Origin of the sequence: Sodalis ligni (assembly GCF_016865525.2) — a bacterium.
Lineage (GTDB): Bacteria > Pseudomonadota > Gammaproteobacteria > Enterobacterales > Enterobacteriaceae > Acerihabitans > Acerihabitans ligni.
This window is the reverse complement of sequence record NZ_CP075169.1, coordinates 1,160,271-1,182,308: the sequence shown is the minus strand read 5'-3', so window position 1 is coordinate 1,182,308 and position 22,038 is coordinate 1,160,271. Positions and strand designations below refer to the sequence as shown.

The 22,038-nt window shown below is 56.5% G+C and carries 21 protein-coding genes; 7 read left to right on the top strand and 14 right to left on the bottom strand.

The window, feature by feature from the left end; all coding sequences use genetic code 11:
* Positions 1-44: 44 nt before the first annotated feature.
* Positions 45-599, top strand: a complete 555-nt coding sequence (gene speG, locus GTU79_RS05505) for a spermidine N1-acetyltransferase (RefSeq protein WP_203522626.1) — start codon at positions 45-47, stop codon at positions 597-599.
* A gap of 186 nt (positions 600-785) precedes the next feature.
* Here speG and glgX read toward each other — a convergent pair whose 3' ends face one another.
* Positions 786-2,927 (bottom strand): glycogen debranching protein GlgX, encoded by a 2,142-nt coding sequence (gene glgX, locus GTU79_RS05500; protein ID WP_420854167.1) that lies wholly within the window; start codon positions 2,925-2,927, stop codon positions 786-788.
* A gap of 554 nt (positions 2,928-3,481) precedes the next feature.
* Between glgX and GTU79_RS05495 the strand changes: the two genes are divergently transcribed.
* The 3 genes from GTU79_RS05495 to GTU79_RS05485 all read left to right on the top strand — a co-directional run bounded on the left by GTU79_RS05495 (position 3,482) and on the right by GTU79_RS05485 (position 5,621).
* The gene (locus GTU79_RS05495) at positions 3,482-4,294 is read left to right on the top strand and encodes a shikimate 5-dehydrogenase (protein ID WP_203522627.1); all 813 of its coding nucleotides are present in this window, start codon (positions 3,482-3,484) and stop codon (positions 4,292-4,294) included.
* 382 nt (positions 4,295-4,676) lie between these two features.
* Positions 4,677-5,153 carry a cucumopine synthase-related protein gene (locus GTU79_RS05490; protein ID WP_132923167.1) on the top strand — a complete coding sequence of 159 codons (477 nt, stop codon included), beginning with the start codon at positions 4,677-4,679 and terminating at the stop codon, positions 5,151-5,153.
* Between the two features lie 42 nt (positions 5,154-5,195).
* Positions 5,196-5,621: a hypothetical protein gene (locus tag GTU79_RS05485; RefSeq protein WP_132923168.1), complete on the top strand. Its 426-nt coding sequence runs from the start codon at positions 5,196-5,198 to the stop codon at positions 5,619-5,621.
* 36 nt (positions 5,622-5,657) lie between these two features.
* Here the strand turns inward: GTU79_RS05485 and GTU79_RS05480 are convergent, their stop codons facing one another.
* Entirely contained in the window at positions 5,658-6,671 is a 1,014-nt protein-coding gene (locus tag GTU79_RS05480) for an alpha/beta fold hydrolase (RefSeq protein ID WP_203522628.1), read from the bottom strand.
* 153 nt (positions 6,672-6,824) lie between these two features.
* Here GTU79_RS05480 and GTU79_RS30090 point away from each other — a divergent pair, with 153 nt between their 5' ends.
* Together GTU79_RS30090 and GTU79_RS30085 are read left to right on the top strand one after the other, a co-directional pair.
* Positions 6,825-7,223, top strand: a complete 399-nt coding sequence (locus GTU79_RS30090) for a TetR/AcrR family transcriptional regulator (RefSeq protein ID WP_253073492.1) — start codon at positions 6,825-6,827, stop codon at positions 7,221-7,223.
* A 30-nt stretch (positions 7,224-7,253) separates the two neighbouring features.
* The gene (locus tag GTU79_RS30085) at positions 7,254-7,460 is read left to right on the top strand and encodes a hypothetical protein (protein ID WP_253073491.1); all 207 of its coding nucleotides are present in this window, start codon (positions 7,254-7,256) and stop codon (positions 7,458-7,460) included.
* Between the two features lie 1,071 nt (positions 7,461-8,531).
* On the opposite strand, the gene GTU79_RS05470 is transcribed toward GTU79_RS30085, so the two are convergent.
* From GTU79_RS05470 to GTU79_RS05420, 11 genes are all read right to left on the bottom strand, one after another.
* Complete coding sequence (locus GTU79_RS05470) at positions 8,532-8,957, bottom strand: VOC family protein (protein ID WP_132923171.1); 426 nt, start codon at positions 8,955-8,957, stop codon at positions 8,532-8,534.
* 22 nt (positions 8,958-8,979) lie between these two features.
* Entirely contained in the window at positions 8,980-10,056 is a 1,077-nt protein-coding gene (locus GTU79_RS05465; RefSeq protein WP_203522629.1) for a PDR/VanB family oxidoreductase, read from the bottom strand.
* On the bottom strand, positions 10,056-11,414 hold the full coding sequence (gene glnT, locus GTU79_RS05460) for a type III glutamate--ammonia ligase (RefSeq protein ID WP_203522630.1): 1,359 nt from the start codon (positions 11,412-11,414) through the stop codon (positions 10,056-10,058). Before glnT ends, GTU79_RS05465 begins: the two co-directional genes overlap by 1 nt.
* A gap of 36 nt (positions 11,415-11,450) precedes the next feature.
* A complete protein-coding gene (locus GTU79_RS05455; RefSeq protein ID WP_203522631.1) occupies positions 11,451-12,437 on the bottom strand; it encodes an aldo/keto reductase in 987 nt (328 codons plus the stop codon).
* 40 nt (positions 12,438-12,477) lie between these two features.
* Positions 12,478-13,641: an aromatic ring-hydroxylating oxygenase subunit alpha gene (locus GTU79_RS05450; protein ID WP_203522632.1), complete on the bottom strand. Its 1,164-nt coding sequence runs from the start codon at positions 13,639-13,641 to the stop codon at positions 12,478-12,480.
* Positions 13,642-13,697: 56 nt separating this feature from the next.
* Complete coding sequence (locus tag GTU79_RS05445; protein ID WP_203522633.1) at positions 13,698-14,756, bottom strand: LLM class flavin-dependent oxidoreductase; 1,059 nt, start codon at positions 14,754-14,756, stop codon at positions 13,698-13,700.
* Entirely contained in the window at positions 14,737-15,693 is a 957-nt protein-coding gene (locus GTU79_RS05440; RefSeq protein ID WP_420854152.1) for an amino acid ABC transporter permease, read from the bottom strand. The genes GTU79_RS05445 and GTU79_RS05440 overlap by 20 nt, the downstream gene beginning before the upstream one ends.
* 171 nt (positions 15,694-15,864) lie before the next feature.
* Entirely contained in the window at positions 15,865-16,644 is a 780-nt protein-coding gene (locus tag GTU79_RS05435) for an amino acid ABC transporter ATP-binding protein (RefSeq protein WP_132923177.1), read from the bottom strand.
* A 42-nt stretch (positions 16,645-16,686) separates the two neighbouring features.
* Complete coding sequence (locus tag GTU79_RS05430; RefSeq protein ID WP_253073490.1) at positions 16,687-17,457, bottom strand: SDR family NAD(P)-dependent oxidoreductase; 771 nt, start codon at positions 17,455-17,457, stop codon at positions 16,687-16,689.
* A gap of 5 nt (positions 17,458-17,462) precedes the next feature.
* Complete coding sequence (locus GTU79_RS05425) at positions 17,463-19,145, bottom strand: FAD-dependent oxidoreductase (protein WP_203522634.1); 1,683 nt, start codon at positions 19,143-19,145, stop codon at positions 17,463-17,465.
* Between the two features lie 19 nt (positions 19,146-19,164).
* Positions 19,165-20,058 carry an ABC transporter substrate-binding protein gene (locus tag GTU79_RS05420; protein WP_243701463.1) on the bottom strand — a complete coding sequence of 298 codons (894 nt, stop codon included), beginning with the start codon at positions 20,056-20,058 and terminating at the stop codon, positions 19,165-19,167.
* A gap of 376 nt (positions 20,059-20,434) precedes the next feature.
* On the opposite strand from GTU79_RS05420, the gene GTU79_RS05415 reads away from it, so the two are divergent.
* Positions 20,435-21,601, top strand: a complete 1,167-nt coding sequence (locus GTU79_RS05415; RefSeq protein ID WP_203522635.1) for a C48 family peptidase — start codon at positions 20,435-20,437, stop codon at positions 21,599-21,601.
* On the opposite strand, the gene GTU79_RS05410 is transcribed toward GTU79_RS05415, so the two are convergent.
* Positions 21,594-21,929 (bottom strand): DUF2002 family protein, encoded by a 336-nt coding sequence (locus GTU79_RS05410; protein WP_132923180.1) that lies wholly within the window; start codon positions 21,927-21,929, stop codon positions 21,594-21,596. The genes GTU79_RS05415 and GTU79_RS05410 overlap by 8 nt on opposite strands.
* Positions 21,930-22,038 lie beyond the last annotated feature (109 nt).

The following is a 22,038-nucleotide window of genomic DNA, read 5'->3' as shown; positions in this document are numbered from 1 at the left end:
GGCCCGATTAAAATCATTATTATTTTATTATTAATATATAAATTATGATCGTAGAAAATAAACTCTCTAACACCTACAATATAAAATTACGCCCGTTGGAACGCGAGGATCTTTATTTCGTCCATCAGCTGGATAATAATGAAAGCGTAATGCGTTACTGGTTCGAGGAACCCTATGAAGCATTTGTGGAACTGAACGACCTCTACGACAAGCATATTCACGATCAAAGCGAGCGGCGTTTTATCATCGACAAGGAAGGCATCAAAATCGGTCTGGTGGAACTGGTGGAAATCAACCATATCCATCGCCGCGCCGAATTCCAGATTTTGATCGATCCGACGCATCAGGGGCATGGCTATGCCGGCATCGCCGCCCGGCTGGCCATGGAATATGGGTTCCTGGTGCTAAACCTGCATAAACTCTACCTCATTGTTGACCAGGAGAATGAAAAGGCCATCCACATCTACAGCAAGCTGGGATTCAAAGTGGAGGGGGTATTGATCAAGGAATTTTTCGTTAACGGCGAATACCGCAACACCATCCGGATGTGTATCTTTCAAGATGAATATCTGGCCCTTCGCCAGTCTGCCTGTGAGTAGCGTCGGCCCATGGCGAACCAGACCCGCGATCGCCGAGCGTGCAACGGACCTGTTAAAGGGTGAGCGTGCCGATGTGGTGGAATCGGGCGTGGTTTTCCCGCCCGACCGAGCGCCACATGGCACGGTATGCCCGCTATCGCCAGACGTGCAGCCGACGTGTAAAGGAGCACGCCGTCCTACCGGCCCTCATCCCCGCACCATGGTGGTCTTGGTATTCACCAGCTCAAACAGCGCCACGGTCCTGGAGGGACAAGTATATTTATGGCCGAAGCCGAAGCTGTGCTCATTGATATCGTCCGGCTGGAACGTATCAAAGATATGCCGCCAACCGTAACCGTGGGCCACTTCCGGCAAGGTATACACCACATCCTCATGGGAAGCGCTGAACAGCAGCAAAACGGTACTGAGGGAGCCGACCCGCAGCAGGCCGGTGGGCTGTGAACGACCGTCCAGCAGCATACCGATACTTTTCAGCTGGGCATCACCCCATGACTCCTCGGTCATCTCCTCGCCATTGGGCTGGAACCAGGTCACATCCTTGATGTCCAGTTTTTCATTGCGCTGCCCGGTGAGGAAACGTCCCCGATGCAAAATCGGGAACCGATCCCGCAACGCGATAAGCCGATAGGTAAAGAGAATCAGCGATTCACCTTTATCGGTGATATTCCAATCCACCCAGGAGATATCATCGTCCTGGCAATAACCGTTATTATTGCCCTGCTGGGTACGGGCGAATTCATCCCCCGCCAGCAGCATCGGCGTGCCTTGGGAAAACATCAGGCTCGCCAGCATATTGCGCATCTGCCTCAGCCGCAAAGCATTGATGGCCGGGTCTTCGGTGGGCCCCTCGACACCATAGTTGGCGGAATTATTATCGCTATGGCCGTCGCGGTTATCCTCTCCATTGGCTTCGTTATGCTTGTTCTCATAGGAAACCAGATCGTTGAGGGTAAAACCGTCATGGGCAGTGATAAAATTCACCGACGCATGGGGCTTTCGTCCGCGGTGGTTGAAAATATCCGCCGAGCCGGCCAGCCGGGTGGTGAATTCCGCCAATTGGCCCTCATCGCCGCGCCAGAATTTGCGCACCGAATCGCGATACCGATCGTTCCACTCCGACCAGCCGGGAGGAAAACCGCCCACCTGATACCCGCCGGGGCCGCAATCCCAAGGTTCGGCAATCAGTTTACATTGGCTGAGCACCGGATCCTGGCGGCAGGTATCCAGAAACCCGCAGCCTTCGTCAAAGCCGTAAATCTCCCGCCCGAGGATGGTGGCCAGATCGAAGCGAAAGCCATCCACCTGCATCTCCGTTGCCCAGTAACGCAGGGAGTCGGTGACCATTTGCAGCACCCGCGGATGGCTTAAATTCAGCGTATTGCCGGTACCGGTATCGTTGATGTAATAACGCTTTTCTTCGGGAAACAGCCGGTAATAACTGGCATTGTCGATGCCTTTCAAAGAGAGGGTCGGCCCCAGTTCATTCCCTTCGGCGGTATGGTTATACACCACGTCCAGAATCACTTCGATGCCGGCGGCATGAAGGGTGGCTATCATCTGCTTGAATTCATATACCGACGACGTGGCCATGTATTGCGGATGCGGGGCGAAAAAGCACAGGGTATTGTAGCCCCAGAAATTGTGCAGCCCTTTTTCCTGTAAATGGCGATCGTCGGTGAAAGCATGGATCGGCATCAGCTCAATAGCGGTAACGCCGAGAGACTTAATGTAATCCACGATCTGGGGTACGCTCAGGGCCGAAAAGGTGCCGCGCAGATGTTCGGGCACCGCCGGATGGCGCATGGTATAGCCGCGCACGTGGGTTTCGTAGATCAGGGTTTTTTCCCAGGGGATAAAACTCTTGCCGTTCGCCGGCCAGGAAAACGCCGGATCGATAACCCGGCACTTAGGCATGAAAGGCGCGCTGTCCCGTTCATCAATGCTCAGGTCTTTATCGTCGGCGTTAAAATCATAACCGAACAGCGCATCATCCCATTTCAATTCTCCACGGATCTGCTTGGCATAAGGGTCGAGCAGCAGCTTAGCCGGGTTGAAGCGATGCCCCTCCTCCGGGGAATGGGGGCCATGCACGCGATAACCATACAGCAGACCCGGCCGGGCATCCGGCAAATAGACGTGCCAGACTTCATCGGTATATTCCGGCAGTTCGATGCGGTCATATTCAACGCCTTCCTCGTCGAACAGACAGAGTTCCACCTTGGTGGCATGGGCGGAGAAGAGGGCAAAATTCACCCCAAGGCCGTCCCAGGTCGCGCCAAGGGGCACCGGCTTGCCTTCCCTGACGCGGGTTTTGCGATCGGCGTCCAGCCGCTGGACAATATCGTTATCTGAATTGGGGTGGACGATACGCACCCCTTTGTCATCAATAGTAATTTCCACCTGGTTATCGACTTTGCTTGCCATGGTGGTTGTGGTGGTAGGAAAAACCACTTCATTTTTCTTTGAGGATCCCTTGGCCATCCAATTCTTCTCCTGCGCGCATTTAGACGAATTCCGACTTCCGCTGCCTTAACCCGTGCCGATGTAGGCATCGCTCCCGGCGCGGGCAATAATTAACCCGCCTTTGGGATCAATGGCTGATGGCACATAAATTTAAAACAGGTATTGGGCGTTGCTTTTCGTATGAGTCCGGGGTGGAAGTAACAGACCATGTTCGAAGTGTAGTACCGCTTTGCGGTTCTGCCAGAAGTCCGCACGGCGAATCTACATCGCTCGCCGGCCGGTGCCTGAAGGATTAGCGATGTGATATGCTGCCGGTTAAGGATAAAACCAGGCCGGGCAGCAACTTGGCACCGCTGTATCTAAGCGACATGCCGGCATAACAGACAATTCTTGAAAAAAAGAGACACAGGATAACCGCCATGAATATCAATAAAGATACTTTGCTTTGCATGTCTCTGGCCGCGCGGCCGGGTAATTTCGGCACCCGTTTCCATAATTATCTCTATGAACAGCTCAATCTGAATTACATCTATAAAGCCTTCACCACACAGGATCTGCCGGCCGCCATCGGCGGGATCCGCGCACTTGGAATCCGCGGCTGCGCGGTGTCGATGCCCTTTAAAGAAGCGTGCATTCCCTATCTGGACGAACTTGATCCTTCGGCAAAAGCCATCGATTCCGTCAATACCATCGTGAATACCGATGGCTATCTCAAAGCCTATAACACCGACTATATCGCCATTGCGCAGTTGATAAAACAGCATGGTATCAATCCGCAGACGTCCTTTGTCCTGCGCGGCAGCGGCGGCATGGCAAAAGCGGTGGCCGCCGCGTTCCATGACGCCGGATTCCACAACGGCACCATTGTCGCGCGCAACGAGGAAACCGGCCGGCGGCTGGCGGATTTGTATGGTTATGCCTGGCAGGAGGACGACAGCACAACCCCCGCCGCCTTGCTGATCAATGTTACCCCGGTGGGTATGGCGGGCGGCGCCGGCGCAGACGTCCTCTCCTTTAGCGAGCAGCGCATAGCGCAGGCCGAAATCGTGTTTGACGTCGTGGCGTTGCCGGCGCGGACTCCGCTGATTCAAGCCGCGCAGGCGCAAAACAAACCGGTGATTACCGGTGCCGAAGTCATCGCGATCCAGGCGCTGGAACAATTCGTTCTGTATACCGGCGTTCGCCCGGACCATGAGCTGGTACAGCGCGCGGCCGCCCACGCCCGTAGCTGACCCATCGCGGTTCCCCCCGGCGGGGCCATAACGGCAGGCCGTCATCTCAAAAGATGATGGCCTGGGCTTGTTGACAACGCGCCCGGTCGGGACAGGCTGCCAGATCGTAGCAATAGGGTAAATCAGGCCGTGAACCCCTCCCCGAAGGGCGCGATCATCCTCCCAGAGCCAAGCCATGCCAACCGGAACCGATGCGCCCGAACCGGGTGCAACCCATGCACCATGGTAAAACATCCCCGAACCGGCGCGTATCCTCCTTTCCAGGGCCGACCACAACATTCTGATTCTAATAGATATTAATCACGCATGAGCGTTGGCATACTCCTTGCTTATTAATTAGTTAATTAATTAACACGCCTTTTTCATGATAATGGAGACCAACATGTCCGTTGATGAAGTGATAAAACGTTTCGAAGAGGAACGTGAGAAAATCTGGTTTGAACAGCCCGCTGAAGTGCGAGACCTGGGCAATGGCATCGTCCCCCGGAATACCGGATCGCGCGGACAATACCTCAGCACCATCATTTTCGCCGAAGGCGAAGCGAGAACCATGGCGGATGAAATGCTGTGGGGGCTTATCAGGGTGGCGGAAGATACCCAAGCGGATCTGCCGACCTTGCAAGCCATCATCAAAGAAATCATCGGTTATAAAGCGGATTTTTTTGATTTCGTCAGCCTGCCCCACGCCGCCAGCCTGATTCATTTATATGTGGACACCGCCTGCAAATGCACCACGCTGGACGAACTGTGCCGTTTGTCCCATGCAGCATTGTCCTATGCCAACCGTTTGCATATGTGGGTCGATTTTATTCTGCCCTGGGGCCTTGGCGATGGATTCCGTCGGGTAAAACCGGCCTGATCTGCTTCTTATCCCTTTTCTCCTCAAATAACAGGAAACAGAATGAAACTCAGAATGAACGTTGCCGACCAGCCGATTTGCATTATCGAGGTATGGGAAGATAAAGTCCCTAATCTGGTCAAGGAACTGCGAAAAAAACTGCCGATGAAAAGCGTATTGCAGCACGGTAAGCTCATCGGCGATATGGTCTTTTTTACCATGCCTATCGTGGCGCCCTGGGAAAATAAATTCAGAACAGAAGAAGTGGGGAAAATGCGCCGTGAAAAATACGGCAAGTGCACCGGCTCGGTTTGCTTTTACAGCCCCCGCCAGCAGTTTTGCGTGGTGTACGGCGATGATACCGCCGAAGAACCGCTGCCTATCTCCTATATCGGCGAAGTTATCGAAGGTGAATTGCCCTTGCGCGTCACCGGCCTGGAAACCTGGTTTGACCAGGGACGGGTGGTGGAGCTGGAAATTATCGAATAGCGCCGGCCGCAAAGCATTTACCCGTTTATTGAGGCGTCAGTCTTTTTGCGGCAATAACTCAGCCATTCCCTGCTCTATCAGCGCGGTTTCAGCAGCAAAACGGCCGGGAGCGCCGGCACAATGACCGTATGGCGACCGGATAGGACGCCATACGGCGCGGCTTAACAGCCGGTATTCTTTAAACGCCTCCTCCTCGGTAAAATAGCTATCCGTATCGCAGGGCATGATAATCGCCCTGGCCCTAATCCCCCTTATCGCCTCCTCGAACCGGCCGCCAAACGCCGGATCCCGGCTGATATCCGCCTGCTGCCAGGTCGCCAGCATGCACAACAGATCGTTGGCATCCCATTGACAGTGATCCCGCTCCCACTCCCGCAGCAGGTCCTCCACGGTGGCAAAATTAAGGTTCCGGTATAATTCATCGCGATAAAACGCCGCTGAATAGGCCCAACCGGCATAACAGCGGCCAAAGGCGGCCAAGCCGGCCCGCGGCGGTTGGCGATAGTTGCCGTGATCAAAGGCCGCGTCCGCCAGCAATGCGGCTTTCACGCCCTCGAGAAAGACAAAGTTCAGCGGCCAGCAGCGTGCGCTGCCGCAAATGGACAGAAACGCTTTTACCTGTTGCGGGTATACCGCCGCCCAGTGCCACGCCTGCATCGCCCCCATTGACCAGCCCGCCACCAGGGCCAGTTCCCTAACCCGCAGATGTTCCGTCAGCAGTTGATATTGCGCGCGGACATTATCCCCCACGCTGACGGCGGGAAAACCCGCCCCGCCCTGGCGTGGTGAATTGCTTGGCGAACTGGAAATACCGTTTCCAAACATATTCACCGCAATGATGAAATAACGGGCCGGATCCAGCGCCCGGCCCGCACCGATGATTGAACGCCATGAGCGGTGGGTACCGGTATACCACGACGGCAACAGCACGGCATTGTCCCCCCGGCTATTCAAGGTCCCGTGGGTTTCGTAAGCCAAAACGGCGTCATCAAGCACCTCTCCGGATTGAAGCCGGAAGTTGCCCAGCGCATAACGTTCATAATCTGCCATGGTTTTTCCTTATCAACGCAAAGCTAAGGTAGGTGTTAATTAATCAAATAGTTAACTTGTTGATGATTTCTTGGCTATGGTAGAATTTAGCCATTGAGTCCACCTCGTCATGTTGCGTGACGGGAACAGCAGGCACCGGCCGCGGCATCTTCTATGAAAAACAGTGAAACCAACGAAAAATCCACAATCAAAAATGGTAAGCATGCTCAAAACGATGTAGCCAATATCTTACAGGACTCGGCGCTGGAATTATTTGCCAAGCAAAATTACTCATCGGTACGTATAAAAGACATTGCCGAGGCCACCGGCCTTAATTCCGCGCTCATCTATTACTATTTTGGCTCCAAAGAAAATCTGTTTCTAAAAGTCATTGAATCCACGGTAGAAAAGGCCTTTGAGAAATTTGACTCCATCAAGATGAACGCCTCAAACCCTAAAGACGTACTGTTTCTTTGGATCCAGATTCATATTTTACAATTTTACCTACTGCAAAACTGGCCAAAATCAGTCTTGATTACGCCGGCACCAACGGACGCACCCCGAAATAGATAAAGCTATTCGGAAATTCTATGAAAAGAGTCCGTGATACTGAAAAATACTCTCAAAGACGGCATAACCGCCGGCGTATTCCGGGATGTCAATCCGGTGGATATGGCGATGTTTATTTCAACTTTTCTCGACGGCGTATTATTCCGCACCGTAATGTTCCCCAAATTCAAATATAAACACGCCATCAGCTGCATGCGTGAATTTGTGTTTGAACACCTGGAAATCAAACCGGCCCCATAAACCAGGCCCGCCATCACCGAACGCGCAACGAGCGTGTTAAAGGGAGAGCGCGCCAATGGGGCCGACGCGGGCGTGGTTTTACCGCCCGCCGAAGCGCCCCATGGCACGCTAGGCCCGCCATCACCGAACGCGCAACGAGCATGTTAAAGGGAGAGCGCGCCTATGGGGCCGACGCGGGCGTGGTTTTACCGCCCGCCGAAGCGCCCCATGGCACGCTAGGCCCGCGATCGCCGAACGCGCAAAGAGCATGTTAAAGGGAGAGCGCGCCAATGGGGCCGACGCGGGCGTGGTTTTACCGCCCGCCGAAGCGCCCCATGGCACGCTAGGCCCGCCATCACCGAACGCGCAACGAGCGTGTTAAAGGGAGAGCGCGCCAATGGGGTCGACGCGGGCGTGGTTTTACCGCCCGCCGAAGCGCCCCATGGCACGCTAGGCCCGCCATCACCGAACGCGCAACGAGCGTGTTAAAGGGAGAGCGCGCCAATGGGGCCGACGCGGGCGTGGTTTTACCGCCCGCCGAAGCGCCCCATGGCACGCTAGGCCCGCCATCACCGAACGTGCAAAGAGCATGTTAAAGGGAGAGCGCGCCAATGGGGTCGACGCGGGCGTGGTTTTACCGCCCGCCGAAGCGCCCCATGGCACGCTAGGCCCGCCATCACCGAACGCGCAACGAGCATGTTAAAGGGAGAGCGCGCCAATGGGGCCGACGCGGGCGTGGTTTTACCGCCCGCCGAAGCGCCCCATGGCACGCTAGGCCCGCCATCACCGAACGTGCAACGAGCATGTTAAAGGGAGAGCGCGCCAATGGGGCCGACGCGGGCGTGGTTTTACCGCCCGCCGAAGCGCCCCATGGCACGCTAGGCCCGCCATCACCGAACGTGCAACGAGCATGTTAAAGGGAGAGCGCGCCAATGGGGCCGACGCGGGCGTGGTTTTACCGCCCGCCGAAGCGCCCCATGGCACGCTAGGCCCGCCATCACCGAACGTGCAACGAGCGTGTTAAAGGGAGAGCGCGCCATCACCGAACGTGCAACGAACGTGTTAAAGGTCGCCCGCGCCGCTGGCCGCCCCTCACTTGGCAAACAGCTGGCCTATATCCTTAAACGCCTTGAATTCCAACGCATTCTGGCACGGATCGAGCAAAAACATCGTCGCCTGCTCCCCCACCTGCCCTTTAAATCGAATATACGGCTCAATCACAAAGGCGGTATTTCGCTCCGTCAGCCGTTTCGCCAGCGCCTCCCAATCATCCCAGGCCAGCACCACGCCGAAATGCGGCACCGGCACATCATGGCCGTCCACCGGATTGGTATGGGCATGATCCTGACTGGCGGTTTTCGGATGCTCATGGATAACCAGCTGATGACCGAAAAAGTCAAAATCCACCCACTGCTCGCTGCTGCGCCCCTCCTCGCACCCGAAGATATCGCCATAAAAATGGCGGGCGGCGGCCAGGTCGTAAACCGGTATCGCAAGATGAAAAGGCGCTACGGACATAGTGTGATTCCTCTGCTAACAATTAAACGTCAATAACCAGGGTTGATGAAAGCGAACGGGAACAACAAAGCAAAATCTTCGTGTTGGCCGCCTTCTCCTCCGCACTTAAATACTCATCCCGATGATCCGGTACTCCCTCTTTCACCTGTGCCAGGCAGGTACCGCACAACCCCTGGCCACAGGAAATCTCCACCCCGACACCGGCATCATTCAGCGCGTCGGCAATGGTCTGCTCGGCGCTAACCGGGATAATTTCGCCGGTGCCGTGGATTTTTACCGCAAAGGCTTTTTCGCCGGCCACCTTGGGCGGAGAGAAAGATTCACAATGGCAATCCTCCGACGGTATGCCCAGAGCAACACAGCGATCGCGGATGGTTTGCATAAATTCCGTCGAGCCACAGTAATAGAGCTCAAACCGCCGGTAACGCTGCTGCCAGTCATGCAATATCCCGTCCAGCGATCCGTCTCGGCCTGACATAGCGGCATCCCCGGCGGACGCCATGGCCGCCGCATCTTCAGGCAGCGGATCCGACAGCGGCCCCAAGGCCGCATCCACCTGGACCGCTGCCTGCCGGGGCGGCCGGGTTTGCGTATCCACCAGGATATCACCCGCTATCTCCCTATAGTCCGGCTCCTCCGCCAGGGCCGCCAAGGTGTCGGCACGGCCGAAATAGTGCAGCAGATACTCCCGGCCCTGGCGCTTAAGGGCCAACGCCATCAATAACAACGGCGTAATGCCGATGCCCCCCGCCAGCAACAGCGTCGGGCCGGGATGCGGTTCCAGCGGAAAGTGATTGCGCGGCTCGCCGACAGCCAAGGCCACCCCCGGCAGCAGTTTTTCGCGGATGACCTGGCCGCCGCCCTGCGAGTGCCGGGTCACCAGAACCGCCAGCTTATAACGGGTACGCTGCGCCGGATCGCCGCACAGCGAATAGTAGCGCAGCAATCCCCCCGGCAGTTGCACCGGGATATGCGCGCCGGCGGCAAAGGGCGGCAGCGGCCCGCCGTCGGGACGGGCCAGGGTGATAATGATGACGCCGGTGCCCCGATCCTTCCTCTCCGCCACCACCACCTCAAACAATTCAGGTTGTCCGCTCATCAGAATATTGTACTGTACTGGTCGATTTCCCATTGGCTGACATGGAGATGGTAATTGTTCCATTCCTGGGTCTTGTACTTAACGAATTCATCCCGCAGCGCGGTGCCGAGGGTGGCTTCGACAAAGGGGTCGGCGGCAAAGGCTTCCACCGCTTCCAGCAGGTTCTGCGGCAGGAAATCAATGCCCCGCGCCCGCCGTTCCTGTTCGCTGATGGAATAGAGATTGTCTTCGTTGGGCTCCCGCGGATCGATTTTCTCGCGAATGCCTTCCAGCCCGGCGGCCAATGCCAGGGTGGCGGCCAGGTAGGGATTCACCGCGCCGTCGGCATTGCGGGATTCGCAGCGGCCGCCCCCGGCCGGGACCCGAACCGAGTTGGTGCGGTTATTGGAGCCGTAGGAATTGAATACCGGCGCCCAGGAGAAGTAGCTCATGGCCCCCTGGCGCACCAGACGTTTGTAGCTGTTGACGGTGGGCGCGAATGCCGCGCACAGCGCCCGGCCGTGCTTGAGCAAGCCGCCGATAAAATAGTAGCCGGTGTCGGACAGGCCCAGGCCGCGCGGGTCATCCCGGGAAGCAAAGATATTCTCGCCGCTGGCGATATCATATAAAGACATATTGAAATGCGCGCCGGTACCGGTTTTATTGGCGAAGGGCTTCGGCATCATGGTGGCCACCAATCCCCGTTCCTTGGCGTAATGTTTCGCCATGAAACGGAAGAAAATAAAACGGTCGCAGCTGGTCAACGCATCGGCATAGTTAAAATCGAACTCAAACTGGGAATTGCCGTCTTCATGATCCAGCGAATAGAGATCCCAGCCCAGATCGTTAATGGTGCGGGACATGGTATCCAGCCAGTCGAACTGATCGACAAATCCCTGCAGGTCATAGCATGGCTTGTTTAATTTATTATCCGCGTCCGGTACTGATAACCCACCGTTTTCATCCCGTTTCAACAGATAGATTTCACATTCGATGCCGAGATTGAACCCAAAGCCCATCTTGTTGGCCTGCGCCAAGACGTTTTTCAGCGCCACCCGGGTGTTTAACGCATAGGGCTCGCCTTTAAAGGCATTATCCGCCGGCATCCAGGCGATTTTCGGTTCCCAGGGCAGCTGGATAATATGATCCAGGTCCGGCACCGAGGTGAGTTCGTCCTCATTGGGAAGCTGGCCCAGACCGTCCAGGGCATAGCCGGTATAGCGCTCCGAACCGGCCGCCATCTGGCTGAAATGGCTGAGGGGGACCACTTTGCCCTTGGGTACGCCGTGGATATCCACATAGGCGCCCATGCAATACTCCACCCCTTTTTGCTTCAACTGTTCCGCGATGTCCGCTATCTGCTGATGACTTTTTTTCATAATAGGCTCTGTATAAGAAAGATAAAAAACACCGGCTCAGGTATGTTCAACCACCTGATGGGGAATGTAGGGCGCCTCAAGGGCGGCTATTTCTTGCTCCGTCAGCACCAGCTCCGTCGCCGCGACGGCATCGGTGAGGTGGCTGAACGCGGTGGCGCCGATAATGGGCGCCGTCACCGACGGCTTGGTGAACAGCCAGGCCAGCGCCACCTGGGCTTGGCACACCCCGCGCCGGGCGGCGACATCCGTTACCGCCTGGATGACTTCCCGGTCCGCCTGTTCGGTGGCGGTATAAAGAAAGCGTGCGTAGGCATCGTCGGCGCCGCGATCGGTGGCGGCGCTCTGCTGCCACGGCCGGCTGAGCCGTCCCCGCGCCAGCGGACTCCACGGGGTGACGCCGATGCCCTCGGCCCGGCACAGCCCCATCATTTCCCGCTCCTCTTCCCGATACAGCAGATTGAGATGGTTTTGCATGGCGATAAACGGCGTCCAGCCGTTTTCCCGCGCCACATGAAGCGCCTTGCAGAACTGCCAGGCATACATGGACGACGCGCCGAGATAACGCACCTTGCCCATCTTCACCAGGTCGTGCAGCGCTTCCAGCGTCTCTTCAAGGGGCGTCTCGTAGTCCCAGCGATGAATCTGGTATAAATCTATGTAATCGGTGTTCAGCCGCGTCAGGCTGGCATCTATTTCCGTCATAATGGCCTTGCGGGACAGACCCTTGCCGTTCGGCCCCGGATGCATGGGATTAAACACTTTGCTGGTGATCACCACCTCGTCGCGACGGGCGAAATCCCGCAGTGCGCGGCCGAGGATTTCTTCGCTGTGCCCCTTGGAATAGGCGTTGGCGGTATCAAAAAAATTGATGCCCAGCTCCAGCGCTTTTTGAATAAACGTGCGGCTTTGCCGTTCATCCAGGGTCCAGCTATAGCCGCTTTTGTCCGGCGCGCCATAGGTCATGCAGCCTAAACACAGCGCGGAGACGTCCAGCCCGGACCGTCCGAGTTTTTTCATTTTCATGCCGATTACCTTTTTTATCCTGCCGGCGTGAGCCCGCGCGTCAGATGCGAGTACGTATATAGTTCGCCAAATGCCAGACCGTGGTTTCCAAATGTCCCAGGCGTCCCGGCCCGGCCAGCTGCGATGCGCTGCCCCGTTGCTGGGCCGAATTAATCATCAGATCCTCATCGATGATGGAGAGGCTGGATGCTTTCATATCGGCGGCGGTCTGTGCAAAAGAGGGCTGCGCGCTGGAGGCCTTGGACACCAGCACCAGACGATGCCAGACGGTCATGTGCTTATTGATGGGCAGCAGGGTACTGATACTGAGCCGATCCGGATTGAGGCCTATCAGGCAGCCGGGATAAATCAGCATCAGATGGATTTGCCGCATATCCTCTTCGCTAAAGCCGGTTAAAGGAATCAGCCCTTCCGTCAGCACTTCGGACAGTTCGCCGTTTTTGCGCAGCGGCTGATGGCACAGGGTCCAGCCGGGGCCGTCTTCGCCGATATAACTCAGCCGGCCGGGAAAACTGTCTTCCAGGGTGGTACGGTGCACCGCGGAGTGGTGATAGCACTCCATAAAGGTCTCCACCGCCATTTTCCAGTTGAACGGGCAGTCGTAGTCCAGGGTATAGGCGGTGTCCAGTTCAGCCACCTGGTATTTATCCAACAGGGCGTTGAGGGGCTTTAACCGCTGGGCAATGGATTCCACCTGCTCTGAAAAGGTAATGAAAATCATGCCGTGAACGATTTCACTGCGAATGACCGGCAGACGGCACTGCTTGCGGTCGAAATCCGCCGCCTGATTCATATAGGGCGTGCCGATGAGGTTGCCCGTAATATCGTAGGTCCAGTTATGGAACGGGCAGACAAACGCCTTGCAGTTGCCCTGGCCGCTAACCACCGGAGCCCAGCGGTGCAGGCAAACGGCGGACATGACGCTGACGCCCTCGGCGTTGCGCACCACCACCAGCGGCTCATTAACGATATCCAGCGTGAAATAATCCCCCAGCGCCGGAATTTGCGATATATGGCCGACGAATACCCAATCGCCGCGAAATATTTTTTCCATTTCATGAGAAAAAAATGCATCGCTATTATAGGCTTCCGGCGGTAACGTCTCGGCCAGGGCGGAATTATCGGACTGCTGCCGTTTAATCTTTTCGATTATCATCCCGCAATCGTCACCGGCAACAGGTATTCGCTGTGAATATTCAGGCATGGACTCTCCCCTTTAATAACAAAGCATATTGGGTAATACATTTAACGTAATAAGACTTAACGAATATCCACCGTGACTTTACCCAAGGCCCGTTCCAATAATGGAATCACCTCCAGGCCGAATTTTTCCAATGATTGCCTGGCGGCGGCAATGGGCATATCGCCAAATTGGAAAAAACAGTTGTAATGGGACGGATTCAAATCCTTGACTTCCTGGATAATACGTTCGGCCACATGCTGGGCATCGCCGATAATCAGATTATCCCGAATCACCGAGGCATCCGGTTCATCAGGGAATTTGGGGGCGTGGATAAAAGCGCCTTCGGTACTCATCTCCTTGCCGTGCAGCGCCGCAATCATCCGGGCCACGAACAGCGCCCGCTCGGCGGCTTCCAGGGCGGCTTTTTTGCTGTCGGTGACATGGATATACTGCTGTACCGCCACCGGCGTATCCGCCGGCAGGCCGGCCTCATGCCATTCCCGCCGGGCGTCGTCCACCATGGTTTTCAGCCGCGGCGAACCGCGCCAGCCGGCGGTCATGAAGGCGGTGGGCCGCCAACGGCTGAATCGCTGCAACAGCGCCGGCTGGGCGGTGGTGATAAACACCGGCGGCAGGGGCTGCTGCAGCGGCCTGAGCAAAAAGTCCGTTTTAATGTGCTGCCCTTGCCATGACAGCGTCTCGGTCTGTCCGTCCACCAGCGCCGACTCGATAAATGCCCACTTATCCAGCAGGATATCGTTGCGCCGCGCCACGTCCATGCCATAGCGGTCAAATTCGTAGGCCTGGTAGCCGCTGCCGATGCCCAACACCAGGCGGCCGTCGGTCAACCGGTCCACGAGGGCGATTTCCTGCGCCAGGCGCATGGGTTCATACAGCGGCAAAACAATAACCGCGGTACCGAGTTTGATCCGCCGGCAGTATCCCGCCATATGCGCGGCCATTAACAGCGGCGATACGCTGATGGAATAATTGCTGAAATGGTGTTCGGCAAACCAGGCGGTTTCAAACCCTATTTCTTCCGCCAGGCCGACCATGCTGCGCATATCATTAATGACGCCCTGGATTCCATGCGGATTATCCTGGTATGACATTAAATTAAACAATCCCAATTTCATTGCCTGCTCCCGTCCAACCTTTAATTCCGAGCGAATCTATCGGCGGTTTGACCTTTACGGAATATGTTTTCAATCCGCCCTGTATCCAGCTCAATATCGTGGTGGCAAATAAATACCAAATACAGGCAACAATCAGTAACGGAATATTTTCAAACGTCCGAGAATAAATAGATTGTGCCGAATACAACAAATCCGATAACGAAATCACGCTGACCAACGAGGTGGTTTTCAACATCCCTATCACCTGGTTCCCGGTGGGAGGGATAATAAAGGGTATCGCCTGCGGCAAAATAATGCGTCGCAACCACAATCCTTTATTCATGCCCAGCGCGCGAGCCGCCTCCTGCTGACCGGTATCCACCGATGACATGCCCGCCCGGATGATCTCCGCCATGTAGGCCGCCTCGTTCAATCCCAATCCCAATATGGCGGCGGTATAGGGGGTAATCAGATCGTTCATACTGCCCTGGTACAGCGTAAACACGTGGGGTATGCCGATATAGACCTCTGGATAAAGCGCGGCCAGGTTATACCAGAAAATCAACTGCACCAGCACCGGCGTACCGCGAAAGAACCAGATATAGCCGGAACTGAAACGCGACAACAGCGGGTTGGCGGATAACCGCAGCGTGGCGATAAAAACACTGAGCACGATCGCCAAGGCCATAATCACCGCCGTCAGCCATACCGTTACCCATAATCCCGACAGGATAATGGGAGAAAACAGGTAGTGCCCCACAATGGACCAGCCGAAATTCTCATTCATCACCATGGACCGGATAAGCAGGATCAGCAGCAAAACGCACACCGCCACTGAAATCCAGCGCCCGGGGTAACGGGTGGGTATGACCACCAGGGCATCATGGGGAAACGCTTTTTCGTGCGCGGCGTCTATTTGTCGCTGCCGCATGGCACGGTATTGCTGATTGTCTGTCATCTCATCTCTCTTAACCGCAGAAGGATAGCGCAATGGCAGCCACACATTTAATTAATCAGTTAATTAATAATATGCACTTGCATTCTCTTACTGTCAATGAAAATCCAGCGCTGAATTTAATTTTTCAATTAACAATAAATACTTTAAAAACAACATATTAAACATATTCCATCACTGTGAAAGATATTTAGCCAAAAACGAGCGGGTTCGCGGGTGCTGCGGCCGCTGGAACAGTTCCTCCGGCGAGCTCTTCTCAATGATCGCGCCGTTATCCATAAACGCGACGCTGTCCCCCACTTCCCGGGCAAACGCCATTTCATGGGTTACCACCACCATGGTCATTCCCTCTTTTGCCAAATCCCGCATCACGTCCAGCACTTCTCCCACCAATTCCGGATCCAGCGCGCTGGTGGGCTCGTCAAACAGCATCAGGGTAGGCTTCATCGCCAGCGCGCGGGCAATGGCCACCCGCTGCTGCTGGCCGCCGGAAAGCTGCGAAGGGTAGGCGTCAAACCTATGGGACAATCCCACCCGAGCCAGCAGCGCCTTGCCCTGCTCCAGCGCCTCGGCTCGCGGTATTTTGCGTACCCGCTGCGGCGCCTCGATGACATTCTCCAGGGCGGTCATATGGCCGAAAAGATTGAAGCGCTGAAAGACCATGCCGATTCCGGCGCGTTTTCGGGCGATCTCCGCTTCCTTGAGCTCATAAAGCTTATCCCCCACCTGACGGTAGCCCATCAGCTCACCTTCCACATACAGCGCCCCGCCGTCGATTTTCTCCAGATGGTTAATGCAGCGTAAAAAGGTGGACTTACCGGAGCCGGAAGGGCCGATGAGGCACGCAACCTCCCCCCGCCGGATCCGGATGTCCACGCCTTTGAGGATCTCATTGCCGTGGAATTGTTTTACCACTTGGTATGCGGCAACCGCCGGCGTCGTGGTGTCGGGCATGTTGGGTTCCTCTTTATGAATAAGAATGAAAAGCCTGGCTATTCATCGGGTCATATACCAGGTGCAAAGGCCACCGCCGTCCACCGCCAGCATATGGCCGGTGGTATAGGCGGCGTCGCTGAGCAGATAGAACACCGCCGACGCCACTTCCTCCGGCAAACCTGCGCGGCGCAGCGGCAAGCGGGCCACTTCCGCCGCCAGCTGCGGCTCCCGTGGCTGCCAGTCATCGTCGGCGTCCCGGATGGGCCCCGGGCTGACTCCATTAACCCGGATGCCGTAATCCGCCCATTCAACGGCCATTTGCCGGGTCAGGTTGACTACCGCCGCTTTACTGGCGCCGAAAGCGCCGGCGCCGGGATAGCAACGGTGCGCCGAGGCGCCGGCGATATTGACGATGCCGCCGCCGCCCTGGGCGCGCATCTGTTTCGCCGCCTCGGTGGCCACCACAAAACAGCCGGTGAGGTTGGTGGCAATCACCTGCCGCCATTGCTGGTCATCCAGGGTCAATAAGGCGCATTGGGCGACGGCGCCGGCGTTGTTCACCAGCATATGGATACCGCCGAAGCCGGCGGTGATGGCCGCAATGTGCTCCCTTACCTGCTCCCGCTCGGTAATATCGCCATAATAGGCCGCTCCCCGGCCGCCCAGGGCGCGGATTTCCGCCATCAGGCTCTCTCCGGCGGCCCGATCCTGCCTGAGGAGTAATGCAATATTGGCGCCAGCCTGTGCCAGCCGCAGGGCAATAGCCCGGCCGATGCCTTTTGATCCGCCGGTGATAAGCGCGGTTTTCCCCGCCATCAGCGTATTTTCCATTACTTTTATTTCTCCGGTGAAGAGGAAGCGGAATCGCCGCCATGCGCCAGGGCGCGTCCGCAGATATAACCCCAGGTCAGATTCGGTCCCAGGGTGGTGCCGGCGCCCACGCCGCGGGTGCCAATGGGATTGGCCATGGCGACGCCGGCGCAATACAGGCCGCGGATAACCGTGCCGTCGCGGTGTATCACCCGGCCGAATTCATCCGTACGCGGGCCGCCTTTAGTGGCCAGGAAGCTTCGGTTGAACGGTATCGCGATAAACGGACCGCGCGCTATTTTCATTAACCCGCCGTGAAAACGGCGATCTCCCGCCCCATGGCCGGTGGCCAGATGGCGCTGAAAATCCTCGTCCACGCCCCGTTCGCAACAGGCGTTGAAGCGCGCCACCGTCTCCTCCAGCGCGCCAGGCGGCAGCCCCAGCAGGGCCGCCAGCCCGCCCAAGGTCGCCTCGCGGCGCAGCCAGCCTTTGTTGCGCAGGGCACAGACCGACAATAGCGGCGCCCGCCACAGCAGCCGGCTGTCGGCGATAAGCCACGCGGGAAGATGCAGCGGCAGGCCGCTTTGTTCACAGCGCTCGTCCAGCGCCTCGCCGAGATTGAACTGGAATTCGTTGGTAAACCGCCGGCCGTGGCGGTTCACCAGAATGATGTTCGGTTCATATTGAAAAAACACCGACAAACCGTAAGGCCGGCCTTCATAGCGGGTGGGCAGGGATCCGCTGATGTTGGCCTGATCCATATGGGCCAGCTGCGCGCCCGCCGCCTCCGCCATGCGATGCCCGTCGCCTTCGTTGGTCCGCGGGCTGGAAATGGCATCGAAAGGACCGGGAAAATGGACGGCCCGGCGCCGGGCGTCCCATTCGAATCCCCCGCTGGCCAACACTACGCCCCGGGCCGCCGTCACCTTGATCAGGCGGCCGTGCCGGGCGACCCATGCCCCGGTGACCCCCTGTTCCCCATCGGTAATCAGTTCCAGCACCCGCGCCGCCGTCTTCACCCGGCAGCCGTTGGCCAGACACCCCGCCAGCAGCCCGGTAATCAGCGCCGCGCCTTTGGTCCGGGTAGAAGTAAGCCGCCGCCAGACCAGGCGCGGCGCCAGTTTGGCCGCCACCCGGAACGGATGATGATAAATGTCTTCGCGGATCACTTCCTGATAGGTGTACACCTGCGGCAGCGGCGACGTCCTGATGGGCCAGGGGCGGGAGCCCAGCACCGCCGCCCGCAAAGGCGCGGGGGTTACCATCCTGCCGAAGGCTTTGGCCCCGTCAAAGGCCATGAGGGGATCGGATTCCGGCGTCAGCTCAAAGCGCAGCGGGGTGTGTTTTTCCAAAAAGGCCAGCATCTCCGGCGCGCAGCGGCAAAACTGCTGCCAAAGAGGGTCCTCCGTCTCCCGCCATCCGTCCGGGGCGGTGGCGCGTAAATAGGTCAACGCTTCTTCCGGGCTGTCCGCCACCCCCTGCGCCAGGGCGTGATGATTGGCCGGCACCCACACCGCGCCGCCGGACATGGCAGAGGTCCCTCCCAGGCTTTCGGCCTTTTCCATCACCAATACCGACAGCCCCGCCACGGACGCGGCGAGTGCCGCGCTGAGGGCCGCGCTTCCCGACCCCACCACCAGCACGTCGCACGCCATGGTGACGTCGGCGACAAGCGGGCCTGCTCCCCGCGCCGGACTTACCGATTGCATATTGCCCGCCACCGCCGGATTACATGGGACGGGTGGTGAAGAGATTGATGCCCGGCTGCTCCAGCTTCACCGGATCCAAATCCCACTTTTTCATGATGCGGTCATACTCGCCGTTGTCCCACAGCACCTTTAACGCCCCCAGCAAGGCCTGGGCCAGCTGCTGGTTATCCGGCTTCACCACGATGCCCAGATAATACCTCGGCATCAGGGGCATGGTGACGGTGCGTATCGGACGTGGCGCCGCTTTTTTAATGGCTGCCGCCGCGGCGGCGTCATTCAGGACAAAATCGATACGCCCGGAATAGAGGGCCAGCAGTACGGCATCCGCCGAAGGCAGCGTGGTGACGTTAATCGCCGGCTTACCGTTCTTAACGCAGTTGGGGCTGAAAATTTCCGTCACGGCATGCTGGAAATCAGTGCCGGACTGTACGCCCACCTTCAGGCCGCAGAGGGACAACGGATCGCTGACGATGCTTTTGTTGCCCGCCAGGGTATAGACTTCATTGGTGGCATAGGCGTAATTCACGAACGTAACCTGTTTTTCCCGCTCCAGGCTGTCGGAGATGCACTCCATGGCCATATCGTAACGGCCGCTTTTCACGCCGGGAATCAAACCGTCGAAATCAATGGATACCGGCTTTACCGCCACCCCTAGCACCTTGCCCAGGGCATCCCACAAATCGGGTTCGAACCCCAGCATGGTTTTGTTATCCTCGGCGAAGACTTCGCAGGGAGGATAGTGGGCATCGGTAACCAGATTGATATAGCCGTGGTTCTTGATGTTTTCCGGCAGCATATCGTGCAAGGTTTTATCCATGGCGATAGGCGTGCCGTCCGCTGCGTAAACCATACTTCCCAGAGCCAAACCTGCGCACAGCAACAGCGTATGGGGCAGCATAAATAGTTTTCTCATTCCTCGGAACTCCTGAAACGTCTTTACCCGGTTAACCCGATAATCAGGGCGGATCAGCCAAAAATGTGTCCTAACGCCCGTGGCCGTGACCTGGCGTTACCCTTTAAATTAGCAACTAGCGTGCCATCAATTAACTAATCAATTAATTAACTGATTAATTATGTAATCATTAGGTTTGCTGCCGGCGCCAGCGTCCCTGGGCGTATAATAAATGAGCGTTAAGAGTGCAAATGTTGCATTTTTTCATCAAAAAAGTGCAGGCGTTTCCGCTGCTACACAGCAAAGCCAAGCAGCGAATCGCTAATGGCGATATATGAAAGCCAAGAGGAAATACAAATTATAGAATTGAACTAACTTGCTTATTAAAGGGAAAAAAATGGCCTTCGATATTCAACCATCGCCGGTAAATACTAAGGGCATACCGTCTGATTATCCGGAAAAAAATTCCTTTTGCGATCGGTGGCCCACGGAAGACCGCCGTTTGCTTGACGAACTTAAGGAGCGGGCCACACGAAACGATACCGCAAGTATTGAATACCTCTTCACCCTGGCCTGCGAAGCCAGTGAGAGGGGGGCCGAGGCTGAAGATTGTCTTTTCGATTTATATCGCGGCAAGGGACCCGACGATACCCGGCTAAGAGAGCAGATAGGCAAAGACAGCCTGCGGCTTTTTACCCTGGTTCAGCAAAGAAACCAAAACACGCGGCGTGAAAGCACCGACATATGGGAATTGCCTGCCTCATTGTTGCTTATGGCCGCTTTCGAAGCCCAAAGCGGGTCGGAACAGCAGGCTGAACTCTTTGGTAAATTACAGAATACATCAATATTCTTACACTATGTCAGTGAATTGGAAGAGAATACCGCTGAATCGGCTTTGGCAACCAATCGATTCATTTCCTCAGCCGAAATAGACGTTTTTGCCAACGCGCTTGAGGTCGATAGCACCCTCACATTCTATCCCGCCGCCAACGTTTCCCAGAGTGAGGTTACTGATGGGAACCACAGACGGGTGCTCTTATCGCTGGAATCCCCTGATGCCGACTCCCGGCGCATGTCGTTTGGCGGAGCCTATAATGCTTCCGACGGCATATCCGCCTCGGAACCCGCGGCCGGCTTTATTCCGTTGCTTTTCCGTGACCACTGGATTCTGTTCGGCTGGTTTATCAACGCAGATGAGCAAAAAGAAGCGATCGTCCTGGACAGCTCGCATTATTTGAATAACGACGAGAAAAATTACCTGGTTGATCTTGCCCATCGCTGCGGGGTCGGACAGCAGCAAGAGGTGACATTTATCGACGATAATTTACAAGAAAACGCACCCAACGCCTGTGGTCTTTTTGTTGCTAAAGCTATGGAAAGTCTTGCCGGAGATTCACTTTCGCGGGTTGGGAAAGCCTACCCCAAGGAAACGCTCAGAAGCTTTGCCGGACAATTCTCCGCAACCCACCTCGACAGCGTTGAAGAGCAGCGCCTGTTCAATCGCCATGGGCGCGCCGAGCTGTATGCCATAATGGCGCGGTCCCTTAATGAGTCGCTCAATTGAACATCTTTTTCAAATAATGGTGCAGCGACGCGCGGGAACTGAAGCCGTGGGGTATTCCGTAATGGCTGTCCGGCGTCCCTTGAGGGTCGGCGGGGAAAGCGCGGTAGCTGTCGCTGGAGCGTACCGGCGAGGTCGGTGCGGCAAACAGGCTGCTTTTATCCCGCAGGGAAGGATGCACCACCAGGGCGGTCCGTCCCATTTTGGCTTCCCGGTTAACGTAGACATAATGATGACCTTTGCGGTAACCGTAGCATTGTTGAGTGATATAATCTCTTTCAAAACCGGCGTTTTCCAGTACGCGAGCGACTTCATCGGGTCTTAAATACATGGTTCGTCCTCTTTTAGTCCGGGTGAAGTTTCACAGTAATGTAATCAGTAAAGGGGCTCGCCTGTAGTCGGCCGGCGCTTTTTCGGAATATTCCAAAAATCGGAAAACT